This is a genomic window from Oceanobacillus sp. FSL K6-3682, from assembly GCF_037976165.1.
In the GTDB taxonomy this organism is placed as follows: Bacteria; Bacillota; Bacilli; order Bacillales; family Amphibacillaceae; genus Oceanobacillus; species Oceanobacillus sojae.
The window spans coordinates 1548944-1567547 of sequence record NZ_CP150263.1 but is presented as its reverse complement, the minus strand read 5'-3'; the positions used below and the strand labels follow the sequence as shown (position 1 = coordinate 1567547).

Here is an 18604-nt window from a genome sequence, read left to right as displayed (position 1 = left end):
TAACGTTTCAAATATGAATATAGATGTATTTAATTTAAATTTGATTTTTTATCTTTTATCCTCAGTAATCGTAAACTGTTTAATGTTACAAGTAATGTAGCTCCCATATCTGCGAATATCGCTATCCATAATGTTAACCAACCAGGTACAACTAACAATAATGCAAGAGCTTTAATTCCCAAAGAAAAAGTAATATTCTGCTTGATAATGGTCAATGCTTTTCGACTTAATTGAACAGTATAAGGCAGCTTATTTAAATCATCAGACATAAGAGCAATATCTGCTGTTTCTAATGCTGTATCAGTTCCTACACCACCCATAGCTATCCCAACTGTAGAAGCTGCCAGTGCTGGAGCGTCATTCACACCGTCACCAACCATGGCGACATTTTTATGTTCTCTTCGAAGTTCTTTAATAAAAGTCAACTTATCTTCTGGCAGTAAATCAGCTTCAACATCGACAACCCCTACTTGTTGTCCAATAGCTTTTGCAGTTCGTCGATTATCACCTGTCAACATGACTGTTTCTATTCCAAGATGATTTAGTTGATTGATAACTTCTTTGGATGTTTCCCTTATTTCATCTGCTACAGCAATAAATGCAAGAATTTCTGATTGCGTCCCTAAAACCATAACCGTTTTTCCTGCAGTTTGTAAATGGATAATTTTTTCTTTTTGATCACTTCTTATTTGATTGTGCAGTTCTTCAAAAAGACTTGGGCTTCCAACATAATATATTTTATTATTTATCTGTGCTTTGACGCCTTTTCCTGTTATAGATTGAAATTCTTCCATAGATACATCATTGAAATGTAATCTCTTTTCCTCTGCTTTTCTTATAATAGCGGAAGCAAGAGGGTGTTGTGATCCTTTTTCAATTGCTGCTGTAATCGTCATTAATTCATCTTCATTTCCACTATACGTTACAATGTCTGTCACAACGGGAATCCCTTTTGTTAAGGTTCCTGTTTTATCAAAAGCAATGACTTTAAGGCTTCCAGTCTCTTCTAAATAGACACCGCCCTTAATTAGTACACCATTTTTTGCAGCGTTTCCTATAGCAGTAACTACGGCGACTGGAGTAGAAACAACGAGAGCACAAGGGCAACCAACTACGAGAACAGCTAAACCTTGATAAACCCATGTATTCCAGTCACCAACAATCAATGGTGGAATAATAGCTATTAACATAGCTAAAATTACGATAGTGGGAGTATAATATTTGGCAAACTTATCTACAAATGCCTGAGAAGGTGCGCGTTCTGCTTGGGCTTCTTCTACAAGATGAATGATTTTGGAAAGTGTGGTATCTTCCACTCTTTTGGTTACTCTAACTTCAAGCATACCTTCTTCATTTAAAGTTCCAGCAAATACTTCGTCGTTTACCGTTTTTGTAACTGGAACACTTTCACCTGTAATGGCAGCTTGATTTAAGGTGGATGTTCCTTTCAACACTGTGCCATCCATTGCTAATTTTTGACCAGACTTTACAATCATAATGTCACCAACTTGAATATCATCCACCTGGATACTCATTTCTTCATTGCCTCGACGAATTAAAGCTTCTTTTGGTGCAATATCCATTAATGACTCGATGGATTGACGGGCTTTATCCATAGAATAACGTTCCAATGCTTCACTAATAGCAAAAAGGATAACAACTGTCGCTCCTTCCATCCATTCACCAATGATGGCTGCACCGATAATCGCGATAGTCATAAGCGTATTCATATCGAATTGTAGTCTACTAAGATTTCTAAGACCTTTAATAAAGAGCGTGTAGCCGCCAATTAAAATAGATAGTGCATACCAAATAGTCGGAAGAAAGTGTTCTTCTCCTAATTGTTTTCCTAAAAACCAACTAACTAAAAGCAATATTGCTGAAATGTAGACCTTTATATTTTCTTTTTGTTTCCAAAAAGGTTCATGAACTACCTTTTGTTCTTTTTCATCTCGCACCTTTAAATTTTCAAATGATCCTGCTTTTTCTAGCTCCTCAATGGTTATCTTCCCTTTCACAAAAACTTTTGATGCTCCAAAATTTACTTCAGCATCTTCCACACCTTGTAATTTCTTTACGTTATTTTCAAAAGTTTTTGCACAACCTGCACAACTAAATCCTTGTACACGATAAGCTTTCATTTCTTCTTTGCTTAATGATTCAGACATTTGCTTTTACCTCTTTTTGGTGAACTAATGTAATTGATATTAATTGCTTAATATGTTCATCATCCAATGAGTAAAAAGCAAGTTTTCCTTCTTTACGATACTTCACAATTTTTTGTTTATGAAGCGTCCTTAAATGATGGGAGGCAGTTGCTACAGTAGAACCAATGATATTTGCTATATCACATACACACAACTCATCATCTATACATAACGCATAGGAAATTTTTGTTCGATTTTCATCTGCAAGTACTTTGAATAATTGGGAAACGTAAGATAAATCTTCTTTTAGTAATTCTTCTTGTATACGATTGACTTTTTCCTCGTCATAACAATAAACTTCACATATGTCTTTTTTAGCCAATTTTATCACTCCGTTTCATTCAAATATTTATTTGATTATAGGTTATCTTATTTCCTTTATATATTCAAGTATATATTTGAATAAGAAAGGGGATTAGCTGAACAAAAGCTCATTTTTTACAATTAATACAAAAAAATAGACGTTCAATTATTTGAACGCCTAAAATTTTAAACTTGCTTATTATGGAATTTTTATTTTGTTGTGTCTCCATATACCAGATTGATTCCCACTGAAATGACAACATGGTGTTTTAGCACTTTTTTGCGCCATTTTGACCATCTGGCACAAATCGGTAATTTTTGCGGAACGCATTGAAACGAAGGAGTTCTACGTAATTTTCCGTTGTATCGAAACTATAACCTCCACGTGCCCCGTATTCGGAAACATATCCACCGGCTGCACTTCCTTCGTCTCAAAACCGCCATCCTCCAAAATCCTTAAATCCCTAGCTAACGTCGAAGGATTACAAGAAACATAAACAATTCGCTTCGGTTCCATTGCAATCATTGCATCCAGAAACTCAGGATCACAGCCTTTTCTTGGAGGATCAACGACAATCACATCCGGTTTCAGCCCTTCCTTCTTCCACTTAGGCATCACCTTTTCAGCCCGTCCTACTGTAAATTCAGCATTATCTATTCCGTTGCGCTCTGCATTTTTCTTTGCATCTTCAATGGCTTCTGGAACAACTTCAATTCCGTAGACTTTTTTAGCTTTTTGAGCAAGGAAAAGAGAAATTGTTCCTATCCCGCAATATGCATCAATTACAACATCATTTTCATCAATATTGGCATATTCCAAAGCTTTATCATAAAGCACTTTTGTCTGAACCGGATTGACCTGATAAAATGACTTCGGAGAAATCGCAAAGGTAAGGTCGCCTATTGTATCATGAATGTAGGCTGCTCCCCATAGCACTTTCGTCTTTTTCCCTAAAATAACATTCGTACGCTGATCATTAATATTCTGCATGATCGAACTGATAAAAGGGAATTTTTCTGTCAATTCTTCAATAATTTGTTCTTTTGCGGGCAGCTTTGCTGTACGAGTTACAAAGACAACCATCATTTCTCCTGTGAAATGACCTGTCCGAATCATAATATGGCGCAATTCGCCGCGATGCGTTTTTTCATCATAAGCTTTGATACCATATTTATTCATTAAATGACGAACAAATGGAAGGACCTCATTCATTGCATGACTGTGAACATGGCAGGTATCTTGATTTTGTAAAATTCGGTGGCTTCTTTTCTGGTAGTAGCCTGTAATTAATTCACCGTTTTTTTCATCCACAGGGATTTGAATCTTGTTTCGATAATGAGAAGGGTCATCCATACCAATAATCGGAGAAATAAGAACATGCTCCAGATGTGCTACTTTTTTCATCACGTTATGGACCTGATTCTGCTTCATCTGCAATTGAAGAGAGTAGCTCATATGCTGAAGCTGACATCCTCCGCAATAGACATGGCAGGTCGGCTCTACACGTTCAGGGCTTGTTTTCTTCAATTCTAACAGCTTCCCGAAGCCATAGTTTTTATTTACTTTGACTACTTTGATCACTGCTTCTTCTCCCGGCAGGGTCTTAGGAATAAATAAAGGGTAACCGTCTACTTTTCCTACCCCGCTTCCTTCATGGGTCATATCCTCAATCGTAATAGTTAATTGTTCATTTTTTTGGACAGGAGTATTTCCTGGTGATTTCGCCATTTTTATCTTCCTCTATTTTCGTAATCGATTTTAATACCTTATTTTATCATACCCGTTTAGAGAACAACAACTGCCCTCATTTATTAGGCTTTCTTGACGTAAGGAATGGCAGTTTTATCTTGTTCCGTGCTTTTCCAGAAAAAACTACATACGCATAATAAAAGCCTCCAAAACAATGTCATGTTCAGAGGCTTTCAAAATTATTTCAAATCTTCCTGGTGTTCAATAAATTCAGCTGGAACCATGAACTCAATATGCTCCTGTAGATTAATAAATTCTCCAGGAAGCAGGCCGCCATATTCTCCATCAATGTTCAGTTGCATTTTTTCCTCATTGGTAACCTTAACACGCTTTGCCTGTGTATAGATAATATTCTTACTTTTTAAATGCTCTCCCCGAAGTGCGAGTGTAGCAATTTGAATAAACTCTGCCAGATTTGTTTTCTTTAAAATCAGAACATCAAAATACCCGTCATTTAAACGCGCATCAGGAGCAAGCTTTTCAAAACCGCCGACGGAATTCGTATTAGAAATTAGAAAAAGCATAATATCCTCTTCCAGCACCTGATCATCATATTCAATCTTTACCCTGGCCGCTTTTAAGGAAGGGAGCATTTCAATACCTTTCATATAATATGCCAATTGGCCTATCATTGTTTTTAATTTACTGGGCACATCATATGTTAATTCTGTCAGCTTCCCGCCTCCAGCAATATTGATAAAATAATGCTCATTCACTTTTCCAATATCTAATTTCATCGAATTACCTTCCAAAATAATGTCAGCTGCTTTACCGATATCCTTAGGAATACTGAGCGCTCTGGCAAAATCGTTTGTAGTTCCGGCAGGTAAGATTGCCAGCTTTGGCCGATGCTCCTGTTCTGCCATTCCGTGAATGATTTCATTAATAGTACCGTCACCACCGGCAGCAACAATTAAATCATAGCCTCTTTCCACAGCCGTTTTTGCTGCAGCAGTTGCATCTCCCTCACAGGTCGTTGCATGTGCTGATGTCTCATACCCCGCTCTTTCCAGCTTTTCCAAGATATTTGGCAATTCTTTTTTGACAGCTTCGCGTCCCGAAGTTGGGTTATAAATGATTCGGGCCTTTTTCATGTTCTTTCCTCCCCATACGGTCCAGTCGATATTGTAATTTGGATTTTGTCAGACACGTATAAATTAAAGTGAACCTCGATTATTGAGAGGTTTTTACTTTGTTACATACATTGCATAGAACTTAGCTAAAAAATATATAATACATTGTAAAAAGCTTATAAAATGAAACCTCACATATAAAAATAAATTCCAGTGAGGTGATCGCTTTTATGATGTTAGATAAAGTTATTCATATATTTAAGTCTCCAGAAAAAATCTCTGAAACCATACTATATGCTTCCCTATTAAACAAACTCACCTAATCCATATCATAGCCCTTTTTTATATGTTTGAAAAGCAAAATGAACAAAAAATAACAGGCTTCGATAAAACGAAACTGTTTTCTACAATGGCTGCTAATGATTTTTTCATCTTTTTCCCATTGGATAGGCTGCCACATCTAATTTCTGCGACAGCCCATCTGTTAGGTATTACCTATTCTTTTTGCTTTTTTATCAAGAGAGCTTATCTTTTCTCTAGCTCGGCTGCAAGAATCTGATTTACAAGCGGCGGGTTCGCCTGGCCTTTTGTTGCTTTCATAATTTGCCCTACCAGGAAGCCTTTTGCTTTTTTCTTTCCATCCTTGAAATCAATAATAGATTGTTCATTTTGATCAAGAATTTCATTTACAATCTGTTTTAATTGCTCTGGATCAGAGATTTGAACCAGACCTTTTTCTTCAACAATTTTTTCCGGATCTCCGCCATTTTCAACCAGTTCGGCGAATACCTTCTTCGCAATTTTAGATGAGATTGTACCATCCTCAATCAGTTTAACCATTTTCGCCAGAGCATCTGGTGTAATGGCCAGCTCTTCAATTTCTTTATAATGTTTATTCATATATGCGGAAACTTCTCCCATTAACCAGTTGGATACTTGTTTCACATCAGCTCCATAGCCTACTGCTTCTTCAAAGAAATCAGACATCTGCTTGGACGCTGTTAAAACATTGGCATCATATTCAGACAAACCTAACTCACTCACATAGCGGGCTCTTCTTGCATCTGGAAGCTCAGGAATTTCATTGCGGATTCGTTCCTTCCATGCCTCATCAATATACAGCGGAACAAGATCCGGTTCTGGGAAATAACGATAGTCATCAGATCCTTCTTTGATACGCATAAGAATGGTTTCTTTTGTTTTTTCATCGTAACGGCGTGTTTCCTGCAGGATTTCTCCACCGGATAATAGTACTTTTTCCTGGCGTTTTTCTTCAAATTCTAATCCTTTTTGTACAAAGGAGAAGGAGTTTAAGTTTTTCAATTCTGCTTTTGTACCAAATTCTTCTTGTCCGATTGGACGTAGTGAAATATTGGCATCACAGCGCAAAGAACCTTCCTGCATCTTCACATCAGATACACCTGTATATTGAATAATATTTTTCAGCTTCTCCAAGTATGCATAAGCTTCTTCCGGAGAACGCATATCCGGTTCAGACACAATTTCAATCAATGGTGTTCCCTGACGATTGTAGTCGACATAGGAATAGCCATCTTCCCCATGTGTCAGTTTTCCTGCATCCTCTTCTAAATGCAGGCGGGTGATGCCGATTTTTTTCTTCTTGCCATTTACTTCAATTTCAATCCAGCCATGCTCACCAATTGGCTGATCAAATTGCGAGATTTGATAGGCTTTCGGATTATCTGGATAGAAATAGTTTTTACGATCAAATTTTGTATCAGTTGCTACCTCGCAATTGAGCGCCATTGCAGCCTTCATTGCAAAGTTTACCGCTTCTTCATTTAACACCGGTAATGTTCCGGGATAACCCAAATCAATTGGATTCACATTTGTATTTGGTGCTGAACCAAATTCATTCGTACTCGGGCTGAAGATTTTTGATGCTGTTTTTAGTTCTACGTGTACCTCAAGTCCAATAATTGTTTCGAAATTCATTACTTGGCACCTCCCAGTTGAGGTCGTTTTTTATGGTGTTCTGTTGCTTGTTCAAATGCGTGTGCAGCACGATAAACAGTGCTTTCATCAAAATAGTTTCCAATAATCTGCAAGCCGATCGGCAGCCCTTCTTCAGAGAAACCGCATGGAATAGATATTCCAGGCACACCTGCTAAGTTAACAGGAATGGTCAGGATATCATTCACATACATGGTTAAAGGATCGCTTGTTTTTTCTCCAACTTTAAACGCTGGTGTTGGTGTTGTCGGTCCAACAATCACATCATATTCTTCTAAAATTTTATCAAAATCATTTTTAATTAATGTACGTACCTTTTGCGCTTTTTTATAGTAAGCATCGTAGTATCCGGAGCTAAGCGCAAACGTTCCAAGCATAATACGGCGTTTTACTTCATCACCAAAGCCTTCACTGCGGGATTTCACGAACATATCCAGCATATTTTCTGCATTCTCTGAGCGAACACCATAGCGGACGCCGTCAAAACGTGCTAAGTTCGCAGATGCTTCTGAGGATGATAGTAGGTAATAAGTTGCCAAGGCATATTTAGAATGCGGTAAAGAAACCTCTTCCCAGGTTGCACCAAGTGATTCATAGACCTTTAATGCTTCCATCACAGAATTCTTCACTTCTTCAGAAACACCTTCTGCGAGGTATTCCTTAGGTACAGCGATTTTTAAGCCTTTCACGTCACCAGTTAATGCTTCTGTATAAGCCGGAACATCTACATCCGCACTGGTAGAATCCATTTTGTCATGACCAGCAATAACTTCCAGCACGCGTGCATTATCCTCTACTGTACGAGTTAACGGGCCAATCTGGTCTAATGAAGAGGCGAATGCCACAAGACCAAAACGAGACACACGGCCATATGTCGGCTTCATTCCTACAACTCCACAGAATGCTGCCGGCTGACGGATAGATCCGCCTGTATCAGAACCAAGTGAAAACAATACTTCACCTGCTGCTACTGCTGCAGCTGATCCACCACTGGAACCGCCGGGAACATGATCTATATTCCATGGATTACGAGTCGGTTCGTATCCTGAATTTTCATTGGAAGAACCCATTGCGAATTCATCCATATTTAATTTGCCGACAGCAACCGGATTTTCAGCATCCAGCTTGTCAACAACGGTTGCATTGTACAGCGGATCTGTAAAGTTATCTAAAAACTGACTTGCACAGGTAGTACGAAGCCCTTTCGTTACGATATTATCCTTAATACCTGCCGGAATACCGAATAAGATACCGGATTTATCCTCGCACTTGTCCAATTCTCGCGCTTTTTCCAATGCTTTTTCTTCATCAAGTGTTAAGAATGCATGGACATCTCCATCCACTTTTTTAATTTGTGCGTAAGACTCTTTTACTAAATCTTCTACAGTAATCTCATGATTATGTAATTTTGCTTCTAATTCTTTTATTGTATAGTCAAACAAAGACATGAATCCTATTCCCTCCTTTATTCTAAGATCGATGGCACGCGGATCTGCCCATCTTTTTGATCTGGAGCATTCTTCAATGCTTCCTCTTGTGTAATCCATTTTTTAGGTTCGTCTTTACGCATCACATTTTTCAAATCCAATACGTGCGTTGTCGGCTTCACATTCTCTGTATCTAACTCATTCAGCTGTTCAGCATATTCAATGATTGCACTCAGCTCGTTCGCCATTTGCTCAACGGCTTCATCATCAAATTCTAAGCGTGCCAGATTAGCTACGTGCTTCACTTGCTCTTTTGAAATCTCTGCCATTCGTTTAACCTCCAAAATTGTAGTAGTTATATTTATAATATGCTACCGTAATAGCACTTATATTCCAGCATGGTTGCAGGGTTATTTATAATGTTCAACAAATTAATATTATATCATAATATAAGAATTAACTTTATATAATAATTAAACAATGTTAATTTATTTAACACTATTGATAATAGCAAAACCAGCCCATACAAGGCAAGTTTATACATTCAATACAAAAAACCAAATCATTCTATATGTGCAATTAATAGCATAGAATAACTTGGTTTTAAGGATTAAAACAGCACTAAATATGTGCAATATGTTTGTAAACTTGGCTTGCTTCTCTATAATGCTGTACAGCATCTTTGTAATTATTATTACTTTCATAATGCTTCGCTAAAAATTCAGAGTAGAGAATGAAATTACCATAGTCCTTTTGTTTCTTTAACAACGGCAGGAGATCATTAACCAACAGCTGCTCGAACTGTTCTAATTGTTCATCTAATAAATAGCTGTAGCTCCGTAAAATATATTTATATATTACGTATGGCTGTTTATCCTTCAGATCATAAAATGCACTTAATCCATAATCAATGTATTCTTCAGCTTCATCATAATAATTTGAATGATAGTATTCACGTACAAGTAACGATGCTACCTCTACTTTAATACTACCGTGCACCTCTTGATTACCCAGAACCTTTTTATAGTATTCAATTGCTTTTGTTGAATCACCTTTCGACGCATATAGATAACCAATATTCTGGTAGATTTTTTGAATTATATTTTTATCATTGATTGTTTGTGCAAGCTGTAAGCCGAGCGTGAAATTCTTAAGAGCCTTTTCATAAAATTTAATATGACTATAACATATCCCTAAGATATTGTGGGCACGTGCACAACGTAAGAAATTATATTGTTTCATATACATTTCCAGAGCTTCGTCCGCATATTCAATTGCTTCCAGAGAATTTCTTAACCTGGAATGCGTCATAGAAATACAATACTTCAGGTCAGCTTCCGCCTCCTCATCCAACCGGTAACTCTCTGTAATCTTTTCTGCCCGTTTGTATTGATACATGGAGTGATAGTAGTTCTTCAAGGCGTAACTATAGCGGCCGTTAAATTTATACCAGTAATATTGTTCTTCGATGCTGAATGTATTCACAGCTTCTTTTAATTGGGTAATTTTATTGGCAGCAAGATCCTTTCTGTCAATTAATAAAAAATATTTAATTTTATGAATCTCGAACATAATAAGGTGATTAGAATAGTTTTTATCCATCAGATCCTGAATTTCTCTATATGATGCTTCCATATCATGCTCGTTGCTGCTCTCATCCAGCATTGTATACCAGTTCCTACATAGTTCTCCTATTTCCTCATCCTGACTATGATCCGTTGTAATACTCAGACGTTGACATAATTTCCTTATTATATCCTCATTAGGTTCTGTTTTTTGATTTTCAATCTTAGATAAATAGGATAAGGAAACAATTCCCTCCGACAGCTCCCCTAAAGTCATTTTCTGCTTCGTGCGTTGAATTTTAATGTATGTCCCGATTGCTATCATATTTTCTCTCACCCCACGATTTTTTAAACTTTTATAGCTTATCCTATTTCTTCTTTTCATAAATAAAGAAAATCAGTTCAAATGTTTTTAATTAGTTTGTAAGCTATTTTATTAACTTATTCCCTCTACTTTTATAATTTCTATACATTTATTGTACCATACTCTGCCCCTCTTCAATTTGGGAAAATAAGCATCAAAAACTCTAATTAACATTCATTTTCCCGAAAAATTTTCTCAAAAAAAGAAAATCCACTGCCACTAACTGATAAAACAGCTAATAACAGTAAATTTTCTAAAGTTTAAAAGATTTATCCTTCTTAATCATAAATATGAACCTGAATATCATCTTCACCGGCATTACGGTACAGCAGGCTTTCCGTCTTCTGGCTGGAGGTAATATTAATCTCTATGTCATAATAGTTCGGGAATATATCGTCAATAAGTCCATCCACATATTGCGTAAATCCAATAATTTCTCCCTTGCCATAAAATTCGATTGGCACATCAATACGTAATTTCTGCAGCTCTCCATCTATATAGAAGCCTTCTCCTACCATACCGACGTAGTTAGGGAAAAATTTCCGAATTTCATTTCCGAAATTTGTTACACGCTCCTGGTCATCATAATATTTTTCCTGTCCTTCATCAGATGGGAAAAGAATATTCTCTTCCTCTACATCATCCCAGCCATCCATGGAATTGCTTCCACCGGCAACACTTGTTTTAGCAACAAAATTTCCCGGTACAGGAGAAGATTTTTCTTCTTCTCTATATACAGCAATCATAATAGGAATATCACTTAATTCTTCGTCATTTTCACGTATATCATTGACAATACTCTGTGCAATCTCTGTCGCCTGTTCCATCATCTCACTCTCAGAAATTTCTTCATATTGAGAGGGTTCGCCAGTATCTGTCTGAAATTCATAAACAGATTTCATCGCAAGTCCAATAGAAATTCCTTCCAAATTAGCGTTACCGCCTTCCGTCGACTTTAAATAATTCTGCTCTAATACATGCGTCAGATAACGCGGATTTTCCCGGAATGTTTTTTCATCTGAGCCTTTTTCTACTTCCGGATTCAGCTGATCTATCCAATCCGTAACACGACTGGAGTCAAAATATTGTCCTTCTTGGAAGTAATAATCATCTGGGTTATAGTAATCCTTTGAAAGACGGCGCAGCCCTTCTTCCATCTCATCAATATCCACACGATTTGCTACCTGTCTTGTTATAACTCCTCTTGCTTCACTCGGTTTATACGGTAAAATCATTCGGTAATTATCACCAGAAAGTCTATTGCTTGGCACGATGGAGGTTTCTTCCTGTTCCGGGTCATCCTGTACAACCTCTTCCTCATCTGATGATTGCTGCGTACATCCGCTTAAGATCAGCGCTATTACAGCAATGGATGCTATCCATTTTTTCAAAGCTAATCACTCCTCTCCCTGAGCCGCTTCTTTTAACTCTGTTTCGCCCCATACTTCTACGCCCAGCTTTTCAGCTTTTTCCAGCTTTGAACCGGCATCTGCTCCGGCAATAACTAAATCTGTTTTTTTACTTACACTGCCTGTCACGGATCCACCTAAGGATTCAATCAGCTCTTTCGCTTCTTTTCTGGTATACTGTTCCATTTTACCAGTCAATACAACTGTTTTTCCAGAGAATAAGCTATCTGTTGCAATTTCTGATCTTCGCTGACCGGTATATGTCATATTCACACCTAACTCACTTAATTCCTTCAATAGCTGTATAACTTTTTCTTCTTCAAAATAACGGACAATCGAATCTGCCATTTTATCCCCTATTTCTTCAATGGCTACAATCTCTTCAAAGGTTGCTTTTTGCAGATGCTCCATTGTCTCAAATTCCATTGCTAATATCTGTGCTGCTTTAGAACCGATAAAACGGATGCCAAGTCCAAACAGTAATCTTTCCAAAGAATTTTCCTTTGAGGCTTCTATTGCATTCAAAAGATTGGCAACAGACTTCTCGCCCATCCGTTCTAAATTCAACAGATCTTCTTTTTGCAGCCGATACAAATCCGCAATGGTATGAACCAAATCCTCATGGAAAAGCTGAATAATTACCTTTTCCCCTAAACCGTCAATATTCATCGCATTCCTGGATACAAAATGGATCAAACCTTCCATCAATTGTGCCGGACAATTCGGATTGATACAGCGTAATGCTACTTCTCCCTCCAGACGGACAAGTTCATTGCCGCATGCAGGACATTCCTCAGGCATATGAAATTCTTCTTCTTCACCTGTCCGCTGTTCGATAATCGAACGGACAACCTTTGGAATAATATCTCCTGCTTTTTTGATAACAACCTGATCACCGATCCGAATATCCTGCTCACGAATTAAATCTTCATTATGCAGGGATGCCCGCTGCACAGTGGATCCCGCTATGCGAACCGGCTCCAGAATTGCAGTAGGAGTTACGACCCCGGTTCTGCCGATGCTTAATTGAATATCCTTTAATGTTGTTATTACTTCTTCTGCAGGGAATTTATAAGCAATCGCCCAGCGCGGACTTTTTGCAGTAAACCCTAGTTCATCCTGATGATCCAGGCTGTCTACTTTTACAACTATGCCGTCTATTTCATAATTTAAATCCTTACGATGCTCCGTCCAGTATGCAACATACTCCAAAACCTCTTCAATACTCTCAGCTTTTTTCCATTCTTTGTTTGTTTTAAATCCAAGCTGATGCAAAGCCTCTAAACTTTCGCTATGACTTGTTATATCGTTATTATCCCATTCGCCCACCCCGTACAGAAAAATATCCAGATTACGCTTAGCTGCTATTTTCGGGTCCAGCTGTCTCAATGATCCGGCAGCTGCATTTCTTGGATTGGCAAAAGGCTCTTCCCCCTTTTCTTCCCGCTCTTCATTGAGTGCTAAAAAAGACTTATGCGGCATAAAAGCTTCCCCGCGGACTTCTAAGGTCCCAGGTTCGTTAATGCTTAATGGGATACTTCGTATCGTGCGCAGGTTAGACGTAATATCCTCGCCGACTCTCCCATCGCCTCTGGTAGAGCCCAGAACAAACTTGCCATCCTGAAATTTCAGGGAAATGGCTAAACCATCTATTTTCAGTTCACATACAAAAGTAACAGCACCGGAAACTCCTTCTGTAGCACGTCTGGCAAAGTCTCTTAAATCCTGTTCATTAAAAGCATTGCCTAAGCTCATCATCGGAGTTTCATGTGTTACCTTTCGAAAGGCATCGAGCGGCTCTCCGCCAATTCGCTGCGTAGGAGAATCTTCTCTCGCAAATTCGGGATATTCTTTTTCTAAATCCTCAAGTTCCCGTAATTTCTTATCATATTCTGCGTCAGGGACAGTCGGATTGTCCAATACATAATAGGAATAACCATATTGGTTAAGTACTTCTACAAGTGAGTCCATACGTTCTTTTATTTCTTGTTTATTCATTCTGCTTTACTCCTTTGTTATTGGGGCAAATTTTGCAAGAAGACGTTTGATTCCGACTGGAGCTGGAAATGCTACATCCAGTTCCAGCTTATCCCCTTCACCCTGGACTCTTACAACAGTTCCGACTCCCCATTTCTTATGCGCTGCTTTATCACCGACCGACCAGCCTTTTGATTCTGCACCGCTGGATTTAGGGCCTTGGATTTTCTCGGCACGTCTTTTGGGAGGAGCTTCCTGCTTCTGCTTCATACCAAATCTGTTTTGCAAACTGCCGCCTCCGCCAAATGGAGATTTTTGAGCCGCTTCTCTTCCTTCCAGTAATTCCTCAGGGATTTCATCAATAAAACGGCTGATCGGGTTCATGTTAGTGCGCCCATATAGCGTACGCATTTGCGCATGAGTCAGGTAGAGCTCCTGCTCCGCTCTTGTAATGCCGACATAAGCAAGACGGCGCTCTTCCTCCATCTCTTCCTCATCAAACATAGAACGGCTATGCGGAAATACGTTCTCTTCCATCCCAATTAAGAAAACAACAGGAAATTCTAATCCTTTTGCTGCATGCAGTGTCATCATGGTAATTTTTTGAGAGTGATCAGGGTCTTCTTCATCGACACGATCAATATCCGCAATCAATGCCAAATCAGTTAAAAAGGCAATGAGTGTTTTATCTTCATTTGCTTTTTCAAATTCCTGTGTAACGGTTTTAAACTCTTCTAAGTTCTCTAATCTCGATTGTGCCTCAATAGAACGTTCATTATTCAGCATTTCCTCATAGCCTGTCCGCTCCAGCACAGCTTCTACCATGTCCGTTGCAGTTAAAAATTCCTGCTGCTGTGTGAGAGAACGAATAAGGTCCTGAAATCCAGCTAAGGCATTGGCAGCTTTTTTCGAAACTCCTGTGAAATCAACTTCCTTTACTGCTTCATAAAGGGAAATATCATGCTCTGCAGCATATGCCTGCAAACGTTCAATCGATGTTTTTCCAATTCCTCTTTTCGGTTCATTTACCACGCGCTGAAAGCTGATATCATCATCGGGATTAGTAATTAATCTTAAATAAGCAATCATATCCTTAATTTCTTTACGGTCATAGAACTTCGTGCCGCCGATCATCTGATAGCTGATAGCTGATTTTACAAAGGTGTCCTCTATTGCACGGGATTGTGCATTGGTACGATATAAAATCGCAATATCACTTGGCTGATATTTTCCTGATCGGGTTAATTGCTGAATGGTATCTGCAACATACAGTGCTTCCTCCTGCTCAGTTGCTCCTTTATAATAGGATATCTTTTTTCCATCATCATTATCCGTCCAAAGATTTTTCGGCTTACGGCCGGAATTATTTCCAATTACTTTGTTTGCTGCCTGTAAAATAGACTTGGTAGAACGGTAATTTTGCTCCAGCATCACTGTTTTTACAGAAGGGTAGTCTTTTTCAAAGGACAGGATATTTGTAATATCTGCCCCGCGCCAACGGTAAATAGACTGGTCCGAGTCACCGACAACACATAAATTTTGATACTTTTCAGCAAGCTGCTTTACCAGGTAGTATTGCGCATGGTTTGTATCCTGATACTCATCTACATGGATATATTGAAAACGTCTCTGATAATATTCTAAAACTTCTGGCACGCGATCAAATAAATGGATGGTTTGCATTATCAAGTCATCAAAATCTAAGGATTGATTTTTCCGCAGCATTTTTTGATAGCCTTCATAGACCTGTGACACCTGCCGGTCATAGAAGTTACCAGCATTTTTCGCAAACTCTTCTTCCGTAATCAGTTCATTTTTTGCTGCACTGATTTGTCCAAGCATCGCCCGGGGATCAAATTTCTTTGGATCAATATTTAAATTTTTAAGAACTTGCTTTATAACAGATAATTGGTCTCCACTATCCAAAATAGAAAAGTTCGAAGAGTATCCAATCCGGTCAATATCCCGGCGTAAAATCCGGACACACATCGAGTGAAAGGTAGAAACCCACATGTATTGGCCTTGAGGACCGACCAGTTTTGCTACACGTTCCTTCATTTCTCTCGCAGCCTTATTGGTAAAGGTGATCGCCAGAATATTTCGTGGAGCTACTTCCTTTTCTCCCATCAAATAAGCAATCCGGTGTGTTAATACACGTGTCTTCCCGCTGCCTGCCCCTGCCATAATCAGGAGTGGCCCTTCTGTATGCCGTACAGCCTTCTGCTGCTCCGGGTTTAATGTATTTATCATCGCTTCAAGCGTTTGCTCCATGTTACATCTTCCTTCCTGAGCTTATTCTCTTTTAACAGCGTCCACTGTCTTGAGCGCTTGTTTTAAATTCGTATAAATGCTGTTTCCAACAATAATTGCGTCAGCATGTTCCTTCATCTCTTTGGCCTGCTCCGGAGTCTCGATACCCCCTCCGTAGAAAAGCTTTGTCTTATCAAGCTCTGCTTTTACCTCACGGATAACTTCTGTATCACCGTAGATACCACTGTACTCCACATAAAAAATAGGCAGATGAAAGACATGCTCTGCCATATAAGCGTATGCTTTTACATCATCTGTTTCCGGCAGCTCACAATTCGTATGCTGGAAGGCTTTTGCTTCCGGGTTTAAAATGCAGTAACCTTCAAAGTATACCTCACTATACTCCATCATGTCGATATATTCTTTGATGGCTTTCTGTTGGATATCCATCACATATTTTTTCTCTTTCGAATTCAGCACCAAAGGTACAAAATAGTAATCAAACCCTGGTGTTAATGCCTCTTCATTAGATATTTCCAAAACAACCGGAACCATGTGAGCCCTGCGTATTCTCGACAATAAATCCAGAACGCCATCTAACGTGACATCATCTGTACCCCCGACAATAATTGCATCAGTCCCGGATTCACATACTTTATCTAAATCTTCATCAGATATTTCCTTTGCCGGATCCAATTTAAACATATGTTTCCATTCATTTATATTCATATTAGTTACTAATCCTCCATTGTTACATTCATTTCTTCATTATAACAAAAATCGGCAAATTATTAGAACGGATAAGGTAAAGATTTATGGTTCTTTTATATAAAGCCCAGCTGCTGTTTCATATAAATATCTGCCTGGATTTAAAAGGAGCCCTAATACATAGAACCTCTTTCATAATTTTTAACATTACCATTGAAATGTTAAAAAAATTCATATAGCCCATTGGCAAAATAATTGTAATCATCCTTATCAATTATCGTTCCTCCATAGCCTTCAAAAAAGATTTGCTGATCTCTTTCATTAACAAAGACATTTGGTTTAGGGCGGATGGCTAAAGATACGTCATACCGGGGATCACCATAGGCTCCGCCGCTCCAATCAATAACTCCGGTAATTGATCCATTGGAAACCATAACATTATCAATCGTAAAATCTCCATGAATCAGCGTTTGTTTATACTTTTTTGGTTTTTTTACTTTCAACCTTTCCAGTAACTCTTTCGTGCCGTCAACCTCGTAATTATTGAAGTTATATTCGGCCTGGTATAACATTTTATCAAGCCATAGTTGTTCATTTATAAGCTCATCAGGACATGGGGTTGAGTGGATTTCAGACAAGATGCTGCCAAAATTAAATATAATTTCCTGCCGTTTTTGATTGTTGTCCTGATTTAATAAGGCCGTTCTTACTGTTTCTCCTTTAATAAAGTCTATAAGCGCCCAAGATTCTTCGATATTATTATGTTCTACGAATATTTTCATTTTGGGAACAGGTAATTCTGTCTCCTTGTTTAAACAATTTAGAATCGAAACTTCCTTCTTTAACATGGCATTAAATAATGCTCCCTTTGTCCTTTTGAGCGCAAAAATTCCCTCGTTACTTTCAATTATTCCCAAATTAGATGTATAGCCTTGGCGTGGAAAACTTATACTGACTATCTTATTTAAGTATTCTTTTATTTCCATTGGAATTTCATCAATATGGATAGGTGGCAATTGTTCTCCTCCCCCATGAACTTTTTTCTTCCATTATACTTTAAAGCAGGACGACAGATAAATTAGCAATATGCTTCAATAGATTGCTAAACACTTTTCACGTCTCGACAACCTAGAAACGTTTGTTCTCATTTTGATTATATAGAGAATGTGATTAGTTTTCAAATATCAACAGTTACCTTTTACAAAGGCCTATATAAAAAGAAAAACCTGAACAAGTGCTCTTACCAGCATTCGTCCAGGTTTTCTTTCTATGCTTTATTGATCTAATTTAAAACTAATTCTCTTTTACATCCAGTCTTTCCAAAACAAGATTATAACCATCGCTTCCATAGTTAATACAGCGTCTTACCCGGGAAATAGTTGCGGTCGAAGCTTTTGTTTCCTGCTCTATCGCACTGTACGTCTTTCCTTCTGTGAGCATTTTCGCTACCTGTAACCGTTGTGATAAGGATTGTATCTCTGACATCGTTGCAATATCATCAAAAAATTGATAACACTCCTCGCGCGTATCTAATGACAATATGGCATCAAACAACTGATCAAGCTGCTCTCCTCGTAATTTATCTATTTGCATTTCT

At 38.2% G+C, this 18604-nt stretch carries 14 protein-coding genes; all 14 read right to left on the bottom strand.

The features are described 5' to 3' along the window. Positions 1-29: 29 nt before the first annotated feature. Complete coding sequence (locus MHH51_RS07960; protein WP_339285434.1) at positions 30-2168, bottom strand: heavy metal translocating P-type ATPase; 2139 nt, start codon at positions 2166-2168, stop codon at positions 30-32. Then, entirely contained in the window at positions 2161-2529 is a 369-nt protein-coding gene (locus MHH51_RS07955; RefSeq protein WP_339285432.1) for a metalloregulator ArsR/SmtB family transcription factor, read from the bottom strand. The genes MHH51_RS07960 and MHH51_RS07955 overlap by 8 nt, the downstream gene beginning before the upstream one ends. Positions 2530-2856: 327 nt before the next feature. Then, entirely contained in the window at positions 2857-4239 is a 1383-nt protein-coding gene (gene rlmD, locus MHH51_RS07950; RefSeq protein ID WP_339285430.1) for a 23S rRNA (uracil(1939)-C(5))-methyltransferase RlmD, read from the bottom strand. 200 nt (positions 4240-4439) lie between these two features. Beyond that, a complete protein-coding gene (locus MHH51_RS07945) occupies positions 4440-5354 on the bottom strand; it encodes a diacylglycerol kinase (RefSeq protein WP_147209755.1) in 915 nt (304 codons plus the stop codon). Positions 5355-5858: 504 nt separating this feature from the next. Next, a complete protein-coding gene (gatB, locus tag MHH51_RS07940) occupies positions 5859-7289 on the bottom strand; it encodes an Asp-tRNA(Asn)/Glu-tRNA(Gln) amidotransferase subunit GatB (RefSeq protein WP_147209756.1) in 1431 nt (476 codons plus the stop codon). Then, positions 7289-8755, bottom strand: a complete 1467-nt coding sequence (gatA, locus tag MHH51_RS07935; protein WP_156987251.1) for an Asp-tRNA(Asn)/Glu-tRNA(Gln) amidotransferase subunit GatA — start codon at positions 8753-8755, stop codon at positions 7289-7291. The genes gatB and gatA overlap by 1 nt, the downstream gene beginning before the upstream one ends. A 17-nt stretch (positions 8756-8772) precedes the next feature. After that, positions 8773-9063, bottom strand: a complete 291-nt coding sequence (gatC, locus tag MHH51_RS07930; RefSeq protein ID WP_077603800.1) for an Asp-tRNA(Asn)/Glu-tRNA(Gln) amidotransferase subunit GatC — start codon at positions 9061-9063, stop codon at positions 8773-8775. A 292-nt stretch (positions 9064-9355) separates the two neighbouring features. Beyond that, a complete protein-coding gene (locus tag MHH51_RS07925; RefSeq protein ID WP_339285426.1) occupies positions 9356-10624 on the bottom strand; it encodes a tetratricopeptide repeat protein in 1269 nt (422 codons plus the stop codon). 317 nt (positions 10625-10941) lie between these two features. Further along, positions 10942-12054 carry a CamS family sex pheromone protein gene (locus tag MHH51_RS07920; RefSeq protein ID WP_339285425.1) on the bottom strand — a complete coding sequence of 371 codons (1113 nt, stop codon included), beginning with the start codon at positions 12052-12054 and terminating at the stop codon, positions 10942-10944. A gap of 6 nt (positions 12055-12060) precedes the next feature. Continuing rightward, on the bottom strand, positions 12061-14070 hold the full coding sequence (ligA, locus tag MHH51_RS07915; RefSeq protein ID WP_339285424.1) for an NAD-dependent DNA ligase LigA: 2010 nt from the start codon (positions 14068-14070) through the stop codon (positions 12061-12063). A 6-nt stretch (positions 14071-14076) separates the two neighbouring features. Further along, positions 14077-16320: a DNA helicase PcrA gene (gene pcrA, locus MHH51_RS07910; protein ID WP_339285423.1), complete on the bottom strand. Its 2244-nt coding sequence runs from the start codon at positions 16318-16320 to the stop codon at positions 14077-14079. A 21-nt stretch (positions 16321-16341) separates the two neighbouring features. Beyond that, positions 16342-17028, bottom strand: a complete 687-nt coding sequence (locus MHH51_RS07905; RefSeq protein ID WP_156987261.1) for a heptaprenylglyceryl phosphate synthase — start codon at positions 17026-17028, stop codon at positions 16342-16344. 200 nt (positions 17029-17228) lie between these two features. Beyond that, positions 17229-18023, bottom strand: a complete 795-nt coding sequence (locus MHH51_RS07900) for a phosphotransferase (protein ID WP_339285421.1) — start codon at positions 18021-18023, stop codon at positions 17229-17231. Positions 18024-18300: 277 nt separating this feature from the next. Then, positions 18301-18600 (bottom strand): YerC/YecD family TrpR-related protein, encoded by a 300-nt coding sequence (locus tag MHH51_RS07895; RefSeq protein ID WP_147209765.1) that lies wholly within the window; start codon positions 18598-18600, stop codon positions 18301-18303. Positions 18601-18604: the final 4 nt, after the last annotated feature.

Bases quoted from the DNA above. Each gene is read 5' to 3' on its own strand.
- MHH51_RS07960 (WP_339285434.1), bottom strand. From the start codon at position 2,168: ATGTCTGAATCATTAAGCAAAGAAGAAATGAAAGCTTATCGTGTACAA.
- rlmD (WP_339285430.1), bottom strand. From the start codon at position 4,239: ATGGCGAAATCACCAGGAAATACTCCTGTCCAAAAAAATGAACAATTA.
- MHH51_RS07945 (WP_147209755.1), bottom strand. From the start codon at position 5,354: ATGAAAAAGGCCCGAATCATTTATAACCCAACTTCGGGACGCGAAGCT.
- gatB (WP_147209756.1), bottom strand. From the start codon at position 7,289: ATGAATTTCGAAACAATTATTGGACTTGAGGTACACGTAGAACTAAAA.
- gatA (WP_156987251.1), bottom strand. From the start codon at position 8,755: ATGTCTTTGTTTGACTATACAATAAAAGAATTAGAAGCAAAATTACAT.
- gatC (WP_077603800.1), bottom strand. From the start codon at position 9,063: ATGGCAGAGATTTCAAAAGAGCAAGTGAAGCACGTAGCTAATCTGGCA.
- MHH51_RS07925 (WP_339285426.1), bottom strand. From the start codon at position 10,624: ATGATAGCAATCGGGACATACATTAAAATTCAACGCACGAAGCAGAAA.
- ligA (WP_339285424.1), bottom strand. From the start codon at position 14,070: ATGAATAAACAAGAAATAAAAGAACGTATGGACTCACTTGTAGAAGTA.
- pcrA (WP_339285423.1), bottom strand. From the start codon at position 16,320: ATGGAGCAAACGCTTGAAGCGATGATAAATACATTAAACCCGGAGCAG.
- MHH51_RS07905 (WP_156987261.1), bottom strand. From the start codon at position 17,028: ATGAATATAAATGAATGGAAACATATGTTTAAATTGGATCCGGCAAAG.
- MHH51_RS07895 (WP_147209765.1), bottom strand. From the start codon at position 18,600: ATGCAAATAGATAAATTACGAGGAGAGCAGCTTGATCAGTTGTTTGAT.